This is a genomic window from Bradyrhizobium sp. USDA 4341, from assembly GCF_054063755.1.
In genome coordinates, this window is record NZ_JBSSGO010000002.1 from 961,943 (window position 1) to 979,880 (window position 17,938).

The following is a 17,938-nucleotide window of genomic DNA, read 5'->3' on the forward strand; positions in this document are numbered from 1 at the left end:
CTTTACTTGGAAGCGCTCTCATCTTTCCGCGGATTGGCCTGCAGCCATTCCAGCACGTCGCCGGCATTCCGGTCAGGCGGGAACACCGGATAGAACACGTGCGTGATGCGCGCATCGTCGATGATGAGCGCAAGCCGCTTGATCAGCGTCAGGCCCGCCACCGACATCGTCGGCAATCTCAGCGCGTGGGTCAGTTCCAGCGCTTCGTCCGACAGTACCGGGAACGGCAGATGCAGGCGCGACGCCATCTCGGTCTGATACGCATTGCTCTGCGTCGACAGCCCGAACACCTGGGCGGCGCCGGCCGCCTTCAGGTCGGCGAACAGGTCGCGGAAGGCGCAGGTCTGCGGCGTGCAGCCGCGGGCCCCCGGGATCATGTCCCAATCGTCGACCAGCCCGATCTTGCCGGGCTCGCCGGTTCGCGGATAGGCGAACACCACGGTGCGGCCCTCGAGCGCCGAGAGCGCCACCGAGGTGTCGTCGGTGGCGCGCAGCCGGACCGGCGGGATCGTCATGCCGGTCAGATGCGCCGCGCCGCCATCGTCCGCGGGTGCCGGGATCTTGCTCCAGTCGACGTCGGTGAGGCTGCTCTGGTTCATCGGACCAATCTCCATCCGCCGTCGTCGCAGTGACGGCACTCGGAACGCCCTAGCCCCGCGCCCGCATCAGGCGGCCCTTTTCGCGGCCCCAGTCGCGCTTCTTCTCGGACTCGCGCTTGTCGTGCAGCTTCTTGCCCTTGGCGACCGCAAGCAGCAGTTTGGCACGGCCGCGCTCGTTGAAGTACAGCTTCAGCGGAATGAGCGTCATGCCCTCGCGGTCGACGGCGCCAAGCAGCTTGTTGATCTGCTTGCGATGCAGCAAGAGTTTTCGCGGCCGCTTCGGCTCGTGGTTGAAGCGGTTGGCCTGCAGATATTCGGGGATATTGGCGTTGATCAGCCAAATCTCGCCGTTCTTGGAATCCGCATAGGATTCCGCGATCGTGCTCTTGCCGCTGCGGATCGACTTCACCTCGGTGCCGGTCAGCGAAATGCCGGCCTCGACCGTATCCTCGATGGCGTAGTTGAAGCGGGCCTTTCGGTTTTCAGCGACAACCTTGATCGGACGTTCGTTCTTGTCGGCCACGTTAGCCCTTCTTGAGGAGGTCGCGGATTTCCGTCAGCAGCACGACCTCGTCGGACGGCTTCGGCGGCTCGGCGGGCTTGGCTTCATCCTTGCGCTTGAACTGGTTGATGGCGCGAATGACGATGAACAGCACGAAGGCGATGATCAGGAAGTTCAGCGTCAGCGTCAGGAAGTTGCCCCAGGCCAGCACCGCGCCCTGCTTCTTGGCGTCGGCCAGGTTGGTCGCGGTGACGGCCTTGGAAAGCCCGGTGAAATAGTTGGAGAAATCGAGTCCGCCTGTGATCGCGCCGATGATCGGCATGATGATGTCGCCGACCAGCGAGGTAACGATCGCGCCGAAGGCCGCACCGATGATGACGCCGACGGCGAGGTCGACGACATTGCCCTTCATGGCGAATTCGCGGAACTCCTTCAGCATGCCCATCCCCTTCTCTTCGACATTGCGCACGGCATTGTTCACGGCGGTACCGGCCAGGCTCAGTTGATCAGGCCGGCATGCACCATGGCGCTGCGGACGGCCTGGCGGGTCGATTCAGAAACCGGCACCATCGGCAGGCGCAGCTTCTCGTCCAGCTTGCCAAGCAGCGACATCGCATACTTCACCGGCGCCGGATTGCTCTCGATGAACAAATTGGTGTGCAGCGGCATCAGCTTGTCGTGGATTTTCAGCGCCGTGGTGACATCGCCCTTCTGCCAGGCGGTCTGGAATTCCGAGCACAGCCGCGGCGCGACGTTCGAGGTCACCGAGATGCAGCCATGGCCGCCATGCGCCATGTAGCCGATGATGGTCGCGTCCTCGCCCGACAGTTGATTGAAGTCCTCGCCCATGGCGGCGCGCTGCTGCGACACCCGCACCATGCTCGCGGTCGCGTCCTTGACGCCGGCGATATTCTTCAGTTCGAACAGCCGCGTCATGGTGTCCACGGACATGTCGATCACCGAGCGCGGCGGGATGTTGTAGATGATGATCGGAATGCCGATCGCATCGTTGATCGCCTTGAAGTGCTGGTACATGCCTTCCTGGGTCGGCTTGTTGTAGTACGGCGTCACCACCAGCACCGCATTGGCGCCGGCCTTCTCCGCATGCTCGGCGAGCTCGATCGCCTCCTTGGTCGAATTCGAGCCGGCGCCGGCGATGACGGGCACCCGGCCCTTGGCCTCCTCGATGCACCACTCGACCACGCGCTTGTGCTCGTCATGGCTCAGCGTCGGGCTCTCGCCTGTGGTGCCGACCGGCACCAGGCCGTGCGTGCCCTCGGCGATCTGCCAGTTGACGAGGCCGCGGAACGCCGCCTCATCCACCGCGCCGTTTTTGAAGGGCGTCACCAAGGCAGTGAATGATCCCCGGAATTTTGTCTTGGCTGCCATGGACTTCCTCCAAACGCTTCAGGCTAAAGGCTAGGTCGACGGACCCTTGTTATTGTCGTGCTTCACGTCCGTGCAACCGGCACCCGGTTGATGCGAAACGCCATGAAAGGCAATTCATATCGGGTCTGACCGGCAGGCGAAAGGGCCGTACCGAACCTATTCCCAGGCGACTCCAGCCGCGATTTTGCCGTTGTGCTGGCGCAAACAGCCGCACCGGCAGGCTTCTTAGTATTTTGTCTACGTTTTCAATCAAATAAGAACCCATGGCCCAACCGACCAGATGATTCGGGGCCGCAGAGGACTTCTGTGATCCGTTCCGCCCGCGCGCGCACTTTGCGATCGACGGCGCTGGCGACGAGCCTGGCGCTCGTCGTCGGCCTGGCCGCCATCACGGCCGATGCATGGGCCGCCGAGGATGTTCCAGCCGCGAAGCCGGCTGCCCAAGACACAGCCGCCAAGACAGCGGCCCCGAAGAACGGGACTTCGAAGACCGCGGCTTCCAAGAGCGAATCTTCCAAGACCGACGCTTCCAAGACCGGCGCCTCGAAGCCGCATGCTTCGAAGCCAACCGCCGCCAAAAGCAGTGAAGCCAAGACCAGCGCTGCCAAGACGGAGGCTGCCAAGACGACCTCTTCGAAGTCCGGCGCGGTGAAGACCGACGGCGCCAAGGCCGCGCCCTCCAAGACCGACGCTTCGAAGGCCGCCGCGTCGAAGAGCAGCACGTCCAAGACCACTACGACGAAGCCCACTGCGGCAAAGACCACCGCGTCGAAGCCCGCTGCTCTGGCTGCAACAGGAAGTCTGCCGAACAAGCCGGTGCCCGTCCGCGCCGCCGCCCCCGCGCTGGTTCCGGCGACCCGCCAGCATGCCACGCCGATCGCGCGCAAGCCGGTGCTGCCGGCGGCCGTGGCCGCGACGTCGTCGACGTCGCAATCCGACAAGGAGGCGCTTGCGAGCGTCGTCGAGCTGCTGCGCAAGCGCAAGCCGGCTGATGCCACCGAGGCCGAGGCCTCGATCTCCGATCCGGTTGCGCGCAAGCTTGCCGAATGGCTGATCCTGCGCAGCGAGGACAATGGCGCCTCGGTCGAGCGCTACCGCACCTTCCTTGACGCCAATCCGAGCTGGCCCTCGCAGACCTTCCTGCGCCGCCGCATCGAGGCATCGCTATGGGACGACCATCGCGACGATTCCGCGGTGTGGGCCTGGTTCCAGAATGAATCGCCGGTCTCGGCCAAGGGCCGGCTCGCGCTCGCCAAGGTGATGATCGGACGCGGCGACCGCGGCAATGCCGAACGGCTGGTGCGCGAGGCCTGGCGCAACGATCCGATGAGCGAGGACACCGAAACCACCGCGCTCGACCTGTTCGGCTCGTTCCTGACCGCCGGCGACCACAAGGCGCGCATGGACACCATGCTCTACGGCACCGACAACGAGGCCGCCGGCATCCGCGCGGCCAGGCGTCTCGGCTCCGGTTATCAGGCGCTCGCCAAGGCGCGCATCGCGGCCAGCCGCAAGGGCTCGAACCTGCGCGCGCTGCTCGAAGAGGTGCCGCGCGAACTCTCCGGCGACACCGGCTATTTGTTCGCCAAGATCCAGCTGCTCCGCCGCGAGGAGAAGTTCACCGAGGCCGCGCAGCTGATGCTGAGCGCACCGAAGGACGCCGCGCGGCTCTTCAACGTCGACGAATGGTGGGTCGAGCGCCGCCTGCTGGCGCGCAAGATGATCGACGTCAACGAGTTTCGCACCGCCTATCTGATCGCGCGCGACGCGGCGCTGCCCGCCCGCGACATCTACAAGACCGAGCAGGAATTCACCTCGGGCTGGATCGCGCTGCGCTTTCTCAACGACCCCGCCCTCGCCGCCCAGCATTTCGCGCGGATCGGCGTCGGCAGCGCCAACCCGACCGCGCTGGCGCGTGCCGGTTATTGGCAAGGCCGCGCCGCGGAGGCCGCCGGCCGCGGCCAGGAGGCGCGCGCCGCCTACGCACGCGCAGCCGAGCAGTCGACCAGCTACTACGGCCAGCTCGCGCGCGCCAAGCTCGGCCTGCCGCAGATCGAATTGAACAGCGCGCCGCGCGGCCGCGGCGCCGATCGGCTGGAAATCGTGCGCGCGGTCGGGCTGCTCTACGAAATCGACGCGCGCGAGCTCGCGATCCCGATCTTCGGCGACATGGGCGACAATGGCGATCCGGAAGCGCTGGCCGGGCTCGGCGAGCTCACCGCCCGCCATGGCGATGCCCGCGGCATGCTTCTGATGGGCAAGGCCGCGCTCAATCGCGGACTGCCGTTCGACCACTACGCCTACCCGGTGAACGGCATTCCATCGTTCCGCCAGGTCGGACCGGAGGTCGAGCAGAGCGTCGTCTACGCGATTGCGCGCCAGGAAAGCGCGTTCAATCCGGCCGTGGTGTCGCCGGCCCAGGCCTACGGCCTGATGCAGGTGACGCCGGACGCCGGACGCTACGTCTGCAAGCGCGCCGGCATCGGCTTCGACCTCAACCGGATGAAGACCGACCCGGTCTACAACGCGATGCTCGGTGCCGCCGAGCTCGGCGGCCTGCTCGAGGACTATCGCGGCTCCTACATCCTGACCTTCGCCGCCTACAATGCCGGCCGCGGCAGCGTGAAGAAGTGGATCGAGCGTTATGGCGACCCGCGCGATCCCAAGGTCGACGCGGTCGATTGGGTCGAGCTGATTCCGTTCTCGGAGACGCGGAACTACGTCCAGCGGATCATGGAGAACCTGCAGGTCTATCGCGCCCGCTTCGGCGGCGGCACCAGATTGCAGATCGACGCCGACCTGCGCCGCGGCGCCAGCGTGGAATGAGCCGACGCGGCCGGTTTTCAACAGCCTTGCGAGGGGCCACGGTTAGCTCTGCGCCGATATCGGTCTAACTTATTGTTATATCTTGCATTTCCTGCATTCACCCGCGCCATCGCACCGGAATCGGCGCGGAGTATAAAGGCTCAGCGCCCGCTCCCGGGCCGGCGGCGGCGGAGCTGCCACCAAATCACCTTGCCACAAACTGAATCTGCCGCTTGCGGCTTAGCGCCCTCTCGGGCATATCGGCGCCATTGGAGACGTGGCCGAGTGGCTGAAGGCGGCGGTTTGCTAAACCGTTATAGGCTTGTAAAGGCCTATCGAGGGTTCGAATCCCTCCGTCTCCGCCAGTCTCATTGACATCATTGAAATTTCTGGAAAATCGCTGTTCAGCGCACGAGCGGCTGCACAAGCCGCCTTGGGCCTGAACCGGCAATCACCTCCGCGTGAACGAAACATCATTCCCGGTGCGTTGAAGCGAGCGCGAAACAAACCGCGCGCAGCATCCCCTCAGTTTTTCATCACCTGAATGTTTCCGGAGTAAAGCCATGCAGCAGGACAGTGGCATTCAATTCCAGGATATCGACCAGGTTTTGCGTAACGCCCAGCTTCGCCGATCCGCCGATTTGGCTCCCTGGTTACGGCAGCGCTTCTCATCCAAGGCAGGCAGGCTCGTCATCGCAACTTCGCTGGCTTGCATGGTTGTCGTGCTGGCGATCGCTGCTGCTCCTCGGCCCGTCTCGAGCGCTGCGCTTGGCAGCGATTGGCAATGTAGCAAGGCAGCGTTTGTCTTGACGACCTGTCGTCAAACCGACCCTGCGCGCTCATAGCAAGCGGCCTCATCGTTGAAGGAACGCTACCCCTGGCCGGGCGTTGTGTAGGCGGCGACGCCACGCTCGCGAGGGCAACCGGTCCCCTCGTCGACCGATCGATGTCGACGCAATGCCGCAACATCGCGAGCAACATGTCCTTTGCGAGCCAAATTCCCATGAACAAGCGCAGGCAAACCTATTTTCGCAATTCGCTGGATCTGCGCGACAAGATCCAGGTCAAAGTATTGAGGAAGCGCCTCAAGGTCTCCGATCAACAGTTTGCTTCAATCCTTCGAAAATCGGGTCCCTCAATTGCCGCCATCACCAAGGAAGCAAAGGTGATCTGACCCAACAGGTCGAAGGGGCTGACGGTCGCGACGTCAATTGGCTGGCGAAACCATCTATCCGGCGACGCCGTAGCTCGACAGCCGGCCCATTCTTCCATTTGGTAGCGCGGGCCGGCTGAGGCCGTTCGGTCGATCCCAGTCACGAACGGCCTCACTTTTGAGCCCATCAATGAAATGCGTCAGCGGCTACGCGATCGATAAACGAGCCTTGAGGATTGAGGTGATTGTGGCGGCTGGCGTAGCCACGGAGCCGGATGAGGGTTAGAGCCGAGGTGGAAGTCGCAGCTTCCCCTCGGCTTGATTATTTGGCATCAAATAATCATGAAGCCCGCACGAAGTATCCGCCGGCTGGTCGAGATCGGGCTGAAGGCGAAGAAATAAGATGGATGGCCCGAGTCGCGGTCTCAGGTTAGCGGTCTGCTTCGCACTGGCTATTGTCCTGCCTGCTGCTCAGACGCCGCCAACAGTGCATTCGCGGGACGCGCGTCGTGTGGTTGACAAGGAATGTCGCGATGTCTTGCCCGCGCAGGCAAAGATACAGGCATGCCTCAACCTGCTGAGCGATCGACGACTGTCGACTGCCTATATCGCGCCGATCAACAGCGAAATATCGAGCACCTTCCAAAGCCTGCGGGACTACGACAACGCCATCAAATACAAGAAGATCGAAATTGAACGCGCGCAGAGCGCGGCGAAGCAGCCTGCTTCTTCGGCCGAAGCACTTCCTGCAAGTTTCGGCGCGATGTCTCAACGGTACACGGAGCTCGGAACACTCCAGGCGCTCAATCGCCTGGCCAACATCGACAGTCAATCGGATGAAGCGCGCCGAGGCGCCACTGAGGAGCAAAGCAACTACACCATGGCGCTTCAGTACAACCCGATGAACTACAGGGCATATCGATACCGGGCTGAAATTCACAGCCTGTTCTGCGACAGCGCGCCTGCCTCTCAGGACATGGAGGCAGCGGTCAGGTTTGCGGAAGAATCCGGAGATCAGAACGCCGCTCGAGACTACAAGCGCGTCACGCTCAGCGCTTGCATTCCGGCTTGGCGCCGAGAATAGCAAGACCCATCAGACTTACGCCCCGACCGTATTCTTACGGACCCGCTCCTGGCAGGCGACTTGCGATGTATCCGTGAATAGTTCGGCGCCAGCTGTTCGCGGTGTGCCGAACTCGGACATTCGGAGCACGCACATGAACATGCATCATCGTTTTGAGACAGCTCGCGCAAGCACGGGACGAGAGTCGACGGTTGCGAAGATGCTGTCCGATCTTGTCCTGGCCTGCCAGCAGATCGAAGCCGACATCGCGACCGAAGAAGCGCGCGCGGGAATCTATGACCCATCGGACGCAAGGTATCCGACCCTGGCAAGGTCGCTCAATGAGCGGTACGACAATCTCAAGGGAACCATCGCCATGCTCGAAAAGCGTGTCACTGAGCGATCTCAGCACAAGTTGGTCACCGACGCGGCATAGCTCGCTCCTTCGACCAACCTCTTGTTCGATGGAAGCGGCATCCTCCGTCCTCGCCAAGAAAAGGGGCCCGCGAGAAGCAGGCCCCTGCCACCTCATTGCACCCCGAAGCACTGCCGCTTGCCGTCGTTCGGGCAGTAGAAGCAGGCTTTCGAGGAGCAGCCCGTCAGGTCTCCAGCCTTGTTCAGGGTGTAGTTGCAGCCTGCGGTTCTGTCGCATGCCTTCACGACTGCTCCGATGGGAGCGGCAGAAGCCGCCTGACCGAACGTGAACAGAGCAATCGCAGTTGCGACGACAAAGCTCAGTGAAATTGAACGCATGATACCCTCCTCCACAATTGGGCCGACGCACCATTGCATCGCCCTGGCCGAAACACTCCCAAATGGGCTCCGGGAGTGATGTGAGGCGGGTCACTCGGGTACGCCGGAGCAGCCCTGGAACGATCACCCTCGCCACCGAAACGCCGGCGCGGGCAGCGTGATCGACGTGATAGAGCTGCGGCGCTGACCGACGTCAGCCGCTGCCGCGGGTGGATGGGTCGAGATTTCGGTTCTCGCTTGGCGGGATCGGGCCGAAGCCGGGATATCTGTACCCACCCGGCACGACCACCTCTTCGCTCGGACGGATGATGAGGTGCTGTCGCACGCGCCGGTGATGCGCTGTTGCCGCGTCGGCAACCGCACTCCACAGGAACACAAGAGGCAACGTCAAGACCAAGGCAACACGCATGGCGATCACTCCGTTTCACCGAACAAGTGACCGCCGACCGCGGCGTCCTATTCTGCCCCGGCCTTTCACATGTGATCAAAACCGCGAGATCGCCGATGTAGAGCCTGCGCGTTATCACGCAGCGTGAGCCCGCCGACGTCTAGGGGCGCGCCTCTGCCGAGCGAGGCGTTGATGCCCATGCTGCCCAGTACTTCAGAAGCGGGATCGCACTGCCAATCCAGCCTCCCGCCATCTTGGCCTCTTCCTCTTGATCCAACATGCCCGCAGCAGCAGAAAGTTCGCCGATTGAATAGCGCCGCGATGGACACAGGATTTCACTCGCCTGCGCCCAGCAATCCCACTCGCCAATCGTTACACCACCCAACGCCCCCGTCTTGCGGTTATAGAGAACTGCCTTGGGCGATGAATTGGAGACGATGACAAGCCAATTTGGGTCGCTCGCTATGCCGGTGGCGTAAAAGGTCGACTCGTCGCCAAACAAGTCTCCGCGGGCGGGCATCATCAACAGCGTGCCGTCATTCGCCGCCAGCGCGCCATAGGCAGCACGCACAGTCTTGTCGAACATCTGATAGCTCGGCGCATCGAACTGGACGGGTCCGCGCGACGTAACCGAGGGGTATCGAAATCGCGATTGATCAGCGATGTAGTTCCATCGTGGGTATCCGAACTCGAAAGACGTTGTCACAGCTCCGCTGATAGCGATGAGCCTGTCCTGGTAGGTGGACAGAATATAGACTACGTCCTTGTCCCGATAGGCACAGAACGGCGCGGACAGATTTGCATGGGTCGGACCGTTCGCCCCGTAGACGTCCTTCACTTGAAGGCTCTTCGTCATCGTGAAAACGACGCCGGACATCGGATCCGAACCAATCAGATCGCCCGTGCTCTCGTCTTCGTTGATGCACGTGGCAAATTGAATCGGTTGAGAGCCGATATTTGCGGTCCTGGCGAGCTCCTGCCCGGTTTCAATCGACAGCTTGACAATGCTCCCCTGACCCGAGGCGAAGACCTCGTCTCCGATCATCGTGATGCCGTGAGAGGCCGCCAAATCCCGCTTCCAGCGCAGGATCCATTTGTCATCTACGCGTTCGAACATGGAGACCACGTTGCCGTCGTAGTCCGCCACGCCCATAAATCGACCTCCTCGCGAGATCGCCACTCCCTCCGCCCCCTTGATGCCGTTATCCGCTATGCGCTCGGTTACATGAAGCTTCGCGCCGGCCCTCGTTCGCTCAAGCTGGGCGACGATAATGTCCCCTCCAACGTAGTTCGCGATGAAGACCCTGTCATAGAAGGCCGAGTAGAACACGGCAGTAGGATACCAGACAGGCAGTTCGACGTCGATCTCAAGCGGCACCGCGGTGCGCTGGTCCTGGTCGAACAGATAAACATCCCGGTAGTTGGCGATCAGAAATTCTCGCGCTGAGATCTTCGTCATGGAGACTGGCGTCATCGGTCCATATTCGCTTTGAGGCAGCGAAACTTGAATCGAGTTGCCCTGCAGATCGGGCGCAGGCTGACCGGGCTTCTGCGTGTCGATTACCGCACCAATATCCGCCCGCAGTCTATTGACGATCTGCTCCAGCTGATTCGCGGTCTGCTCCAGCTTGTTTGCAGCCTCGTTCTGCTTGATCGCAATCTGCTCCTGCTTGCTCGCAGCCAGCTCCTGCCTGCTCGCAGTCTGCTCCTGCTTGCTCGCGGCCTGTTCCTGCCTGCTCGCAGCCTGCTCCTGCTTGTTCGCAGTCTGCTCTTGCCTGCTCGCGGCCTGCTCCTGCTTGCTCGCGGCCTGCTCTTGCCTGTTCGCCGTCTGCTCTTGTTTGTTCGCGATCTGCTCCTGCGCGTCCAGGCGGCTGATAATGGTAGCCATGCGTTGACCGCCAAAGAGCAGCGTCTCCGTCAGGAGATTCGCGGCGGTCTTGATTTTGTGCGCGAACAAAACCAGGACGATTGCGCCAACCAGAATCGCACCATACGCGATCTTCTTTTTCATAATTCGCTCGAGACAACTATCGATGAAACGAGCAAACCCTCACGACTCGAAGTGAGAAGCTAGATATCCTTTAGTTTGATCGCGCTCGATGTGAAGCTCATGATCCAAACGGGCTACAAGCACGCCGATTCGGCAGCGATCGAACATCGATCAGCAAAGATTAGAAACATCCTCTCGCGTTTTAGAACTCGGGAGTTGCGGGCTTGATGTCGCGACGCCAGCACGGCGAGAAATAGATCAGCCATTGCTGTGACGATAGGTCACATGCTCAGGCACGCTGCGCTCGCAACAGCGGCCGCGGAAAGGCCTGCGCGCAGGCGACGCCAAGCAGCGCGAGGCCGCCGCCGATGACGTGAAACGTCCTGACCGGCTCGCCCAGCATCACGATCGCGGCCGCGGCCGTCAGCACCGGCAACAGGTTCATGAAGATCGCGCAACGGTTCGGGGCAAGCTGCGCGACCCCGCGGATCCAGAGGAACGGCAACACCACCGAGGCCAGCACGCCGGCATAGACGATCAACGGCCAGGTTGCCGCGCTGACCTGCCGCAACGGCGCCGGCGTCGCGAGGAACGCGGGAAACATCACGGCCAGCGCGCAGAGCGCCTGCATGTAGGTGGATTGCCATCCGGTGATCGGCAGATTCCAGCGCTTCAGGAGCACGCCGTACAGCGCGTAGACGATCGCGGCCAGCAGCATCAGCGCGTCGCCCGCATGCACGCCGTTCTGCAACAGCGACGACAAGTCGCCGCCGCTGACGAGATAGACGAGGCCGGCAAACGACAGCGGCGCGCCGCAGACCATGCCAAGTGTCGGCTGCTCGCCGAGCAGCGCGGCGCTGAGCGCGACCGTGAGTAGCGGCGTCAGCGCGGTGAACAAGGCCATGTTGGTCGCAGTCGTGGTCTCGGCCGCGAGATATGACAGGCTCTGGAACAGGCACATCGCAAGGAAGCCGAGGATCGCGAGCGGCCCGAGATGCGGCCAGATCGCGCGGCGATTGCGCCAGGCGGCGCGCGCCACGAATGGCGACATCAGCAGGACCGCGACCAGCAGGCGATAGAAGGTGATCGCCTGCGGACCGATCGTGTGGGCCGACAGACGCGAGACAATGACGTTGCCGGCCCACAGCACGATGGCAACGAAGGGATAGAGAAGTGCAGCATTTTTCTTGAGCATGACCTGGCAGCGCATTGGTGAAGGACACACCAGCAACTACCTGTCGCGTCGAAGTCCGTCTCACGCTAGAATGACCTCACCTAGCGAGATTGGGACATGCGAGATGAAGACGTGTTGGACGAGCTGATCACACGGCACCTCGATTATCACGCCACGGCGCGGCCGATGGCGGCGATGGAGATCGACTATCCGAGCGGCACATCGACCGGCCTGCATGCGCATCCGCGCGGCCAGCTGCTCTATGCGATCGAAGGCGTGATGATCGTGCGCTGCGCCGAGGGCACCTGGGTGGTGCCGCCCAATCGCGCGGTGTGGCTGGTGGCCGGTCTCGCGCACGAGGTCCGGATGTGCGGCGCGGTCAAGATCCGCACCGTGTTCGTGGACAGCGACGCGGCCCCCAATCTGCCGCAGACCAGCTGCGTGTTCACGGTCTCGCCGCTGTTGCGCGAATTGTTCGTCGCCGCGATGGGGGTGCCGCTGGACTATGCGCCCGCGACCTGCGACGAGCGCCTGATGCAGGTGCTGCTAGACCAGTTGCGCGAGGTCGATGTGCTGCCGTTGCATCTGCCGATGCCGCGCGATGCCAGGCTCGCGCGGATCTGCGCGGCGCTGGTCGCCCGCCCGGACGACGCCTCCACGGCGGAGCAATGGGCGCGCCGGCTGAAGCTGACGTCGAAGACGATCCATCGTCTGTTCGCCAGAGAAACCGGCATGACGTTCGGTGAGTGGCGTCAGCAGGCCCGCCTGCTGTTCGCGCTGGAACGCCTCGCGCGCGGCGCGCGGGTGGTCGATGTCGCGCTCGATGCCGGCTATGCCAGCCAGAGCGCCTTCACGGCGATGTTCCGCAAGCATTTTGGCGTGCCGCCGAACGCGTTCTATCGGTAGGCCGCCGCGGATAACTAGCGCTCCGCAGATGCCGACTGGGCCACCGGCCCCAATATCCATTCCCTGAACGCCGCGATCTTCGGGAGACCCTGCCGGTTGTCGGGACAGACGAGATAGTAGGCGAACTCCTCCAGATGCGCGGTCTCCAGCAGCTGGATCAGCTCGCCGCTCTCGATCTCGTTTGCGACCATCGCCGCCGGCAGCAGGCCTGCGCCCTGCCCTGTCAGCACGGCTTTCAGGAGGAGACCGCTGTCGTCGAACGAAGGGCCGCGCGGCGTGCGCACCTCCGCGATGCCGTTGGCCTGAAACCACAGGCTCCACCCCTTGCGATCGGCATCATGCACCTGCGGCCAGCCCGCGAGATCTGTGGGAGATGCTGGCCGCCCGAGACGCGCAACCAGCGACGGCGACGCGACCGCCACCATCTCGACCGTGACGACGCGGTCGCTGCGCAGCCCCGGATAGCGGCCGAGACCGTGGCGCACCGCGACGTCGATACCGCTGCGCGAGAAATCGACCAGCGTGTTGCTGGTGACGATCTGCAGATCGATCTCGGGATGCGCGCCCTGAAACGACGCCATGCGCGGCACCAGCCAGGCCGACGCAAAGAACGGCGTGACGCTCACCGTCAACGTGCCGACGTCGACTGACGCAGCGACGCGGCGCGAGGCCTCCGCGATCTGGCGAAACGCATTGCGGATCGACGGCAGATAGTCGCGCCCGGCGTCGGTGAGATAGATGCCGCGCGGCACCCGCTCGAACAGCTTGACGCCGAGATGGGCTTCCAGCGTCTTGAGCATCTGGCTGACCGCGCCCGGCGTCACGCACAGCTCCTCGGCCGCGAGCTTCACCGAGAGATGGCGGGCGGCGGACTCGAACGCCTTGAGCGCGTTCAGGGGTGGAAGCCGGCTCTCCATGATTTAGATTTTCTAATCTCAATCGCGCAGCAAATCTGGTTTGCCAACGTGGCCTTCCGGGCGCTCAATCAGCCTATCGTAACGCTGAGAGCCGCGTCAACTCAGAGAAATCCGGGCCAATGAAGTTAGTTTTTCTAATCTTTTGTCACGGCTCGCGACAGCGGCTCCCGGTTCCCTGATGGAGCCAGGACAGAACATGACCGAGGTCCCAAACAAACTCGCCCTGCGCGAGATCGGTGCAGGCGGCGATACCATCCAACGCATCGACCGCATCAACGCGTCGCAAGCCGGCAGCCTGCCCGGCCTGCTGGACCTTCAATGGCTCGAAGCCGAGCGCGGCCTTATCCGCGGCCGCTTCGAGATTGCCACGAAGCACTTCTCGCCGCACGGGCTCTTGCACGGCGCAAGCATCGTCGCGCTGGCGGATACCGCGTGCGGCTTTGGCTGCCTCGCCTCCTTGCCGGACGGCGCGATCGGCTTCGCGACCGGCGAGTTGAAGACGAACTTCATCGGTGCCGCGCGCGAAGGCGGCGTCAGCTGCGAGGCGCGCCTCGTTCACGCCGGGCGCACGACCCAGGTGTGGGATGCCGAGATCCGCAGCGAAGCGACCGGCAAGGCCATCGCGCTGTTTCGCTGCACGCAGATGCTGCTCTATCCGCCGGCCAAGGCAGGCAGCGGCGCACCACAGGGAGAACGATCGTGAGGAACGCCGTCATGCACGCCGGTTATCAAAGAGCAAAGCCGTTCTATGGCTGGTATGTCATCGCATCAGCTTTCGTCGTGACGTTCATCGGCTTCGGCAGCGCCTACACGTTCTCGTCCTTTGTCGAGTCGTTGCAGCGGGAGTTCGGCGCCTCGCGCGGCTCGGTCTCGCTGGTGTTCTCGTTCGCGGGCTTCCTGTATTTCGGTCTCGGCATCGTCTCCGGCCCGCTTGCCGACCGCTGGGGCGCACGCAGGCTGGCAGTCATTGGAATGGCGCTGGTCGGTCTCGGCATGGTGCTGGCGGGACAGGCGCAGACCATCCTTCAGGTCTATGCCGCCTACAGCATCGGCATCGGCGCCGGCGTCGGTTGCGCCTACGTTCCGACCTTGGGCGCCGTGCAGCGCTGGTTCGTCCGGCGGCGCGGTTTTGCGTCGGGCCTCGCCGTCAGCGGGATCGGGGTCGGGACACTGGTGATGCCGCCGCTCGCGACCTGGCTGATCACGAGCCTCGGCTGGCGCGATGCCTACGTCGTGTTGGGCGTCGTCGCTGCCGTCGCCGGGATCGGAGCATCGCTCCTGATCGCCGACGATCCGCGCCGCTACGGCACCGGACCGGATGGCGATCCGCTTGAAGCGGCTTCAGGAGCGCCGCTCCGCCAGGGCGTCTCGATCCGCGGCGCGGTCAAGACCGCCCGCTTCGCCGGGCTCTATGCGGCCTGCCTGATCAGCGCGTTCGGGGTATTCGTGCCCTTCGTGCACCTGGTGCCCTTCGCCGTCGACCATCAGGTGGCGCCGACGCTTGCCGTGCTGCTGCTCGGGATGATCGGCGTCGGCAGCACCGCCGGCCGGTTCTTCCTCGGCGGCATCGCCGACCGGGTCGGCCGCGATGCATTCCTGATTGCGATGTATCTCGGCATGGCCGTCTCGCTGGCGATCTGGGCGATCGCCGGCAGCTTCTGGTCGCTCACGGTCTTCGCGCTGCTGTTCGGCGTGTTCTATGGCGGCTGGGTGGCGATCCTGCCCGCCGTGGTCACCGATCATTTCGGCGGCCGCAATGTCGGCGGCATCATCGGCATCCTCTACACCAGCGTCGCCGTCGGCACGCTGCTGGGTCCAAGCGCTGCCGGCTTCGCGTTCGACGTCAGCCACAGCTACTTCATCCCGGTGGCGATCAGCGCAGCCGCCAACCTCGTCGCCGCCCTCATCGCCGTCGCGACGATGCGAACGGCCTCGCCGATGGCTTCGGCCGCGCGGCCATGACGATGGGTGACCCCCGTGCTACACTCGGGGATCGCCCACTCACCGGTCCGAGCCTCTGTGATCACTCGCTTCGCCATGACCAATGCCTGGAACTACCGGCGAGCCGACGGTGACGACATCGTCGAGCTGGCGTCGTGGCGCGGTGACGGCTCGCTCGCCCTCCGACCGCACTTCCATGACGAGAGTCAGATCGTGCTGGTGCTGTCGGGATCGCGCGCCTTTCGCATCGACGGCGCGACCGTCACGGTGCCTGCGGGCCATGCCGCGCTGGTCCCGGCGGGAATGCTGCATGCACCGATGGCGACACCGGGCGCGGAGACGGTTTGCCTGAATGCCTATGTTCCGGCCGGCCGCGCCTGCTCGTCGCTCCGGATCATCAATGTCGGGGACCGCTGGCGGAGCATCGACGAGATATCGCCCAAGCACATCGGCGAGATCGCCAACGACACGCTGTCGCGCGAGCCGTCACGCCCGGCCGGGTGCATCGACAGGGCGAAGCTCGGTACGGCCTTGACGGAGAGCGTCGAGCCGATCGGCGAGATTGCCGCCAGCTTCGGGCGAAGCCGCGAAGGGTTCAGCCGCATGGTGAGGCGCGAGCTCGGCGTCGCGCCGCATACCTTCCGCCTGCTCGCCCGGCTCAATCTTGCCCGGCAGTTGCTGCGCGCCGGCGAGCCCATCGCAGCCGTTGCGGCGGATGCGGGCTTCTCCGACCAGAGCCACCTCACCCGCCTGTTCCGCCGCACCTTCGGCACGACACCAGGCGTCTACTGGCGCGATTGAAGCGGCGTCACAGACGTTCCAGACCGGCCGGCGCTCGGCCCGCTAGCCTGCTCACCCTGCAAAGGGGTGAAGGATGGATACCGGAACAAGTCTTCTGCTGCTCGCAGCCGGTGGCGCGGGAGGCATCATCAATGCATTGGCGGGCGGCGCGACGCTCATCACCTTTCCGGCGATGCTCACGGCGGGCCTGCCGGCCGTCATCGCCAATGCGTCAAATGCGGTGGCGATCTCGCCGGGACATTTGATCGCAGCCCTCGCCGATCGCGGCAAGCTCCCGCCGCCGACGCGGCGCATGATCAGCTTCGTCGCCGTCTCCACGGTTGGCGGCGCGGCCGGTGCCGGCGTCCTTTTGCTGCTTCCCGAGCGGCTGTTCGTCCTGCCGGTGCCGGCACTGATCGCATTCGCAACGCTGCTGTTTGCCTTCGCGCCACAGATCCAGGCATGGACCGTCCGGCACCAGAAGGCAGCGGCTCTGCCCTCGACCGGCGCGAGCAGTGCTGTGCTCGGATTGGCGTGTGTCTATGGAGGGTTCTTCGGTGCCGGGCTCGGCGTCATCCTGACCGCGGTGCTGTCGATCACGGAACCCAACGACATCAGGGCGGTCAAGGCGTTGAAGAACCTGCTGGCAACCTGCGTGTCGCTCGCCGCCACACTGATCTTCATCGTGCAGGGAGCGGTACGGTGGCCGGAGACCTCTGTGATGCTGCTCGGCGCCATGATCGGCGGCTATGCCGGAGGCCACCTGATCCGGATCCTGCCGGCTCAGATCGTCCGGCAGTTCGTCATCGCCGCCGGAGCGTTGATGACCGTGATCTACGCAGCGCGCTACTGGCTCTAGATGGAGCGAGGGAGCCGAGGCTCCCAGCTCGAGCTGTGCGTTTTCGAGCGAAGTGGATTACCGGTTCGCGTGAAGAAAACGCGTCAAAACGAAAGCTTAGTGCGTCGTCATCCAGGCGCGGGCTTCGCGCTGGGCGGCAGCGATCTCGACGTCGGACATCTGCTCGGCGACTTCGCGGCGGTGCGCGATTGCGTCGGTACGTCCCTTGAGCGCCGCCAGGTTGAACCATTTGTGCGCCGCGACGAGGTTGACCACGCCGGAGCGGCCGCTCGCCCAATACATGCCACGCTCGAACAGCACGTCCTGGATTGCAGTCGCAGCAACCGGGACAGCGCCTTCCTGATCGATGACCCCCTGAAACATTGTCGTCATTCCCCTTTTTGTTGTTGGCCGCCCTCCCCCGAGCGCGGCCCCCGTCCACTGTTGAAACGCCTTGTTATCCCCGCGCTGATCCTGGGATCATGCGCCGCGCTGATCTCTGGGATCACCGCTCACCGTTTGCCGGCTTGTTGGGATGATCATGGCCCATCAAATTTGAAGAGCGGTTTAAGTATCGCGATGAACGGGATGTAAATCGCCGCCGCCGAGCGCGTTCCCCGGAATCGCAGAAGTGCCTGTGCCGCAGGCATTTCCGCGCATTCGTGAACGCCGGTTTACCCTGGTGTTTCGGACATCGATAACCATCGCGGACAATGGCCGCGGGCGCCGGCCGGTCCCGG

General features: G+C 63.8%; 20 protein-coding genes and 1 tRNA gene. 11 read left to right on the forward strand and 10 right to left on the reverse strand.

The window, feature by feature from the left end:
• Positions 1 to 2 precede the first annotated feature (2 nt).
• From ACVIGB_RS10325 to dapA, 4 genes are read right to left on the reverse strand one after another with little or no spacing between them, the layout of a single operon-like run.
• Entirely contained in the window at positions 3 to 599 is a 597-nt protein-coding gene (locus tag ACVIGB_RS10325) for a peroxiredoxin (RefSeq protein ID WP_456722757.1), read from the reverse strand.
• A gap of 49 nt (positions 600 to 648) precedes the next feature.
• Complete coding sequence (gene smpB, locus ACVIGB_RS10330) at positions 649 to 1,122, reverse strand: SsrA-binding protein SmpB (protein WP_050400974.1); 474 nt, start codon at positions 1,120 to 1,122, stop codon at positions 649 to 651.
• Between the two features lies 1 nt (position 1,123).
• Positions 1,124 to 1,540: a large conductance mechanosensitive channel protein MscL gene (gene mscL / locus ACVIGB_RS10335; protein ID WP_456725203.1), complete on the reverse strand. Its 417-nt coding sequence runs from the start codon at positions 1,538 to 1,540 to the stop codon at positions 1,124 to 1,126.
• 59 nt (positions 1,541 to 1,599) lie between these two features.
• Entirely contained in the window at positions 1,600 to 2,490 is an 891-nt protein-coding gene (dapA, locus tag ACVIGB_RS10340; protein WP_097673426.1) for a 4-hydroxy-tetrahydrodipicolinate synthase, read from the reverse strand.
• A gap of 378 nt (positions 2,491 to 2,868) precedes the next feature.
• Here dapA and ACVIGB_RS10345 point away from each other — a divergent pair, with 378 nt between their 5' ends.
• The 6 genes from ACVIGB_RS10345 to ACVIGB_RS10370 all read left to right on the forward strand — a co-directional run bounded on the left by ACVIGB_RS10345 (position 2,869) and on the right by ACVIGB_RS10370 (position 7,947).
• Complete coding sequence (locus tag ACVIGB_RS10345; protein ID WP_456749371.1) at positions 2,869 to 5,316, forward strand: transglycosylase SLT domain-containing protein; 2,448 nt, start codon at positions 2,869 to 2,871, stop codon at positions 5,314 to 5,316.
• A gap of 250 nt (positions 5,317 to 5,566) precedes the next feature.
• A tRNA-Ser gene (locus tag ACVIGB_RS10350) sits at positions 5,567 to 5,660 on the forward strand.
• 198 nt (positions 5,661 to 5,858) lie between these two features.
• Positions 5,859 to 6,140 (forward strand): hypothetical protein, encoded by a 282-nt coding sequence (locus ACVIGB_RS10355; protein ID WP_092114768.1) that lies wholly within the window; start codon positions 5,859 to 5,861, stop codon positions 6,138 to 6,140.
• 158 nt (positions 6,141 to 6,298) lie between these two features.
• The gene (locus ACVIGB_RS10360) at positions 6,299 to 6,469 is read left to right on the forward strand and encodes a DUF3606 domain-containing protein (RefSeq protein WP_456722755.1); all 171 of its coding nucleotides are present in this window, start codon (positions 6,299 to 6,301) and stop codon (positions 6,467 to 6,469) included.
• Between the two features lie 490 nt (positions 6,470 to 6,959).
• Positions 6,960 to 7,532 carry a hypothetical protein gene (locus ACVIGB_RS10365; protein WP_456722754.1) on the forward strand — a complete coding sequence of 191 codons (573 nt, stop codon included), beginning with the start codon at positions 6,960 to 6,962 and terminating at the stop codon, positions 7,530 to 7,532.
• Between the two features lie 133 nt (positions 7,533 to 7,665).
• Positions 7,666 to 7,947: a hypothetical protein gene (locus ACVIGB_RS10370; RefSeq protein ID WP_456722753.1), complete on the forward strand. Its 282-nt coding sequence runs from the start codon at positions 7,666 to 7,668 to the stop codon at positions 7,945 to 7,947.
• A gap of 92 nt (positions 7,948 to 8,039) precedes the next feature.
• Here the strand turns inward: ACVIGB_RS10370 and ACVIGB_RS10375 are convergent, their stop codons facing one another.
• The 4 genes from ACVIGB_RS10375 to ACVIGB_RS10390 all read right to left on the reverse strand — a co-directional run bounded on the left by ACVIGB_RS10375 (position 8,040) and on the right by ACVIGB_RS10390 (position 11,837).
• Positions 8,040 to 8,264 (reverse strand): hypothetical protein, encoded by a 225-nt coding sequence (locus ACVIGB_RS10375; protein WP_143046613.1) that lies wholly within the window; start codon positions 8,262 to 8,264, stop codon positions 8,040 to 8,042.
• Positions 8,265 to 8,457: 193 nt separating this feature from the next.
• Complete coding sequence (locus ACVIGB_RS10380) at positions 8,458 to 8,673, reverse strand: hypothetical protein (RefSeq protein WP_456722752.1); 216 nt, start codon at positions 8,671 to 8,673, stop codon at positions 8,458 to 8,460.
• Positions 8,674 to 8,812: 139 nt separating this feature from the next.
• Positions 8,813 to 10,663, reverse strand: coding sequence for a hypothetical protein (locus tag ACVIGB_RS10385; protein WP_456722751.1), 1,851 nt, complete (start codon positions 10,661 to 10,663; stop codon positions 8,813 to 8,815).
• Between the two features lie 268 nt (positions 10,664 to 10,931).
• A complete protein-coding gene (locus tag ACVIGB_RS10390) occupies positions 10,932 to 11,837 on the reverse strand; it encodes a DMT family transporter (protein ID WP_456722750.1) in 906 nt (301 codons plus the stop codon).
• Between the two features lie 96 nt (positions 11,838 to 11,933).
• On the opposite strand from ACVIGB_RS10390, the gene ACVIGB_RS10395 reads away from it, so the two are divergent.
• Positions 11,934 to 12,722: an AraC family transcriptional regulator gene (locus ACVIGB_RS10395; protein WP_456722749.1), complete on the forward strand. Its 789-nt coding sequence runs from the start codon at positions 11,934 to 11,936 to the stop codon at positions 12,720 to 12,722.
• 14 nt (positions 12,723 to 12,736) lie between these two features.
• On the opposite strand, the gene gcvA is transcribed toward ACVIGB_RS10395, so the two are convergent.
• A complete protein-coding gene (gene gcvA, locus ACVIGB_RS10400) occupies positions 12,737 to 13,639 on the reverse strand; it encodes a transcriptional regulator GcvA (protein ID WP_456722748.1) in 903 nt (300 codons plus the stop codon).
• Between the two features lie 196 nt (positions 13,640 to 13,835).
• Between gcvA and ACVIGB_RS10405 the strand changes: the two genes are divergently transcribed.
• From ACVIGB_RS10405 to ACVIGB_RS10420, 4 genes are all read left to right on the forward strand, one after another.
• Positions 13,836 to 14,342, forward strand: a complete 507-nt coding sequence (locus tag ACVIGB_RS10405) for a PaaI family thioesterase (protein WP_456722747.1) — start codon at positions 13,836 to 13,838, stop codon at positions 14,340 to 14,342.
• Positions 14,343 to 14,353: 11 nt separating this feature from the next.
• Positions 14,354 to 15,601 (forward strand): MFS transporter, encoded by a 1,248-nt coding sequence (locus tag ACVIGB_RS10410; protein ID WP_456725202.1) that lies wholly within the window; start codon positions 14,354 to 14,356, stop codon positions 15,599 to 15,601.
• A gap of 57 nt (positions 15,602 to 15,658) precedes the next feature.
• On the forward strand, positions 15,659 to 16,381 hold the full coding sequence (locus ACVIGB_RS10415; RefSeq protein WP_456722746.1) for a helix-turn-helix domain-containing protein: 723 nt from the start codon (positions 15,659 to 15,661) through the stop codon (positions 16,379 to 16,381).
• A gap of 73 nt (positions 16,382 to 16,454) precedes the next feature.
• Complete coding sequence (locus tag ACVIGB_RS10420; RefSeq protein ID WP_456722745.1) at positions 16,455 to 17,219, forward strand: sulfite exporter TauE/SafE family protein; 765 nt, start codon at positions 16,455 to 16,457, stop codon at positions 17,217 to 17,219.
• A 96-nt stretch (positions 17,220 to 17,315) separates the two neighbouring features.
• Here the strand turns inward: ACVIGB_RS10420 and ACVIGB_RS10425 are convergent, their stop codons facing one another.
• Entirely contained in the window at positions 17,316 to 17,582 is a 267-nt protein-coding gene (locus ACVIGB_RS10425) for a hypothetical protein (protein WP_212318705.1), read from the reverse strand.
• Positions 17,583 to 17,938: the final 356 nt, after the last annotated feature.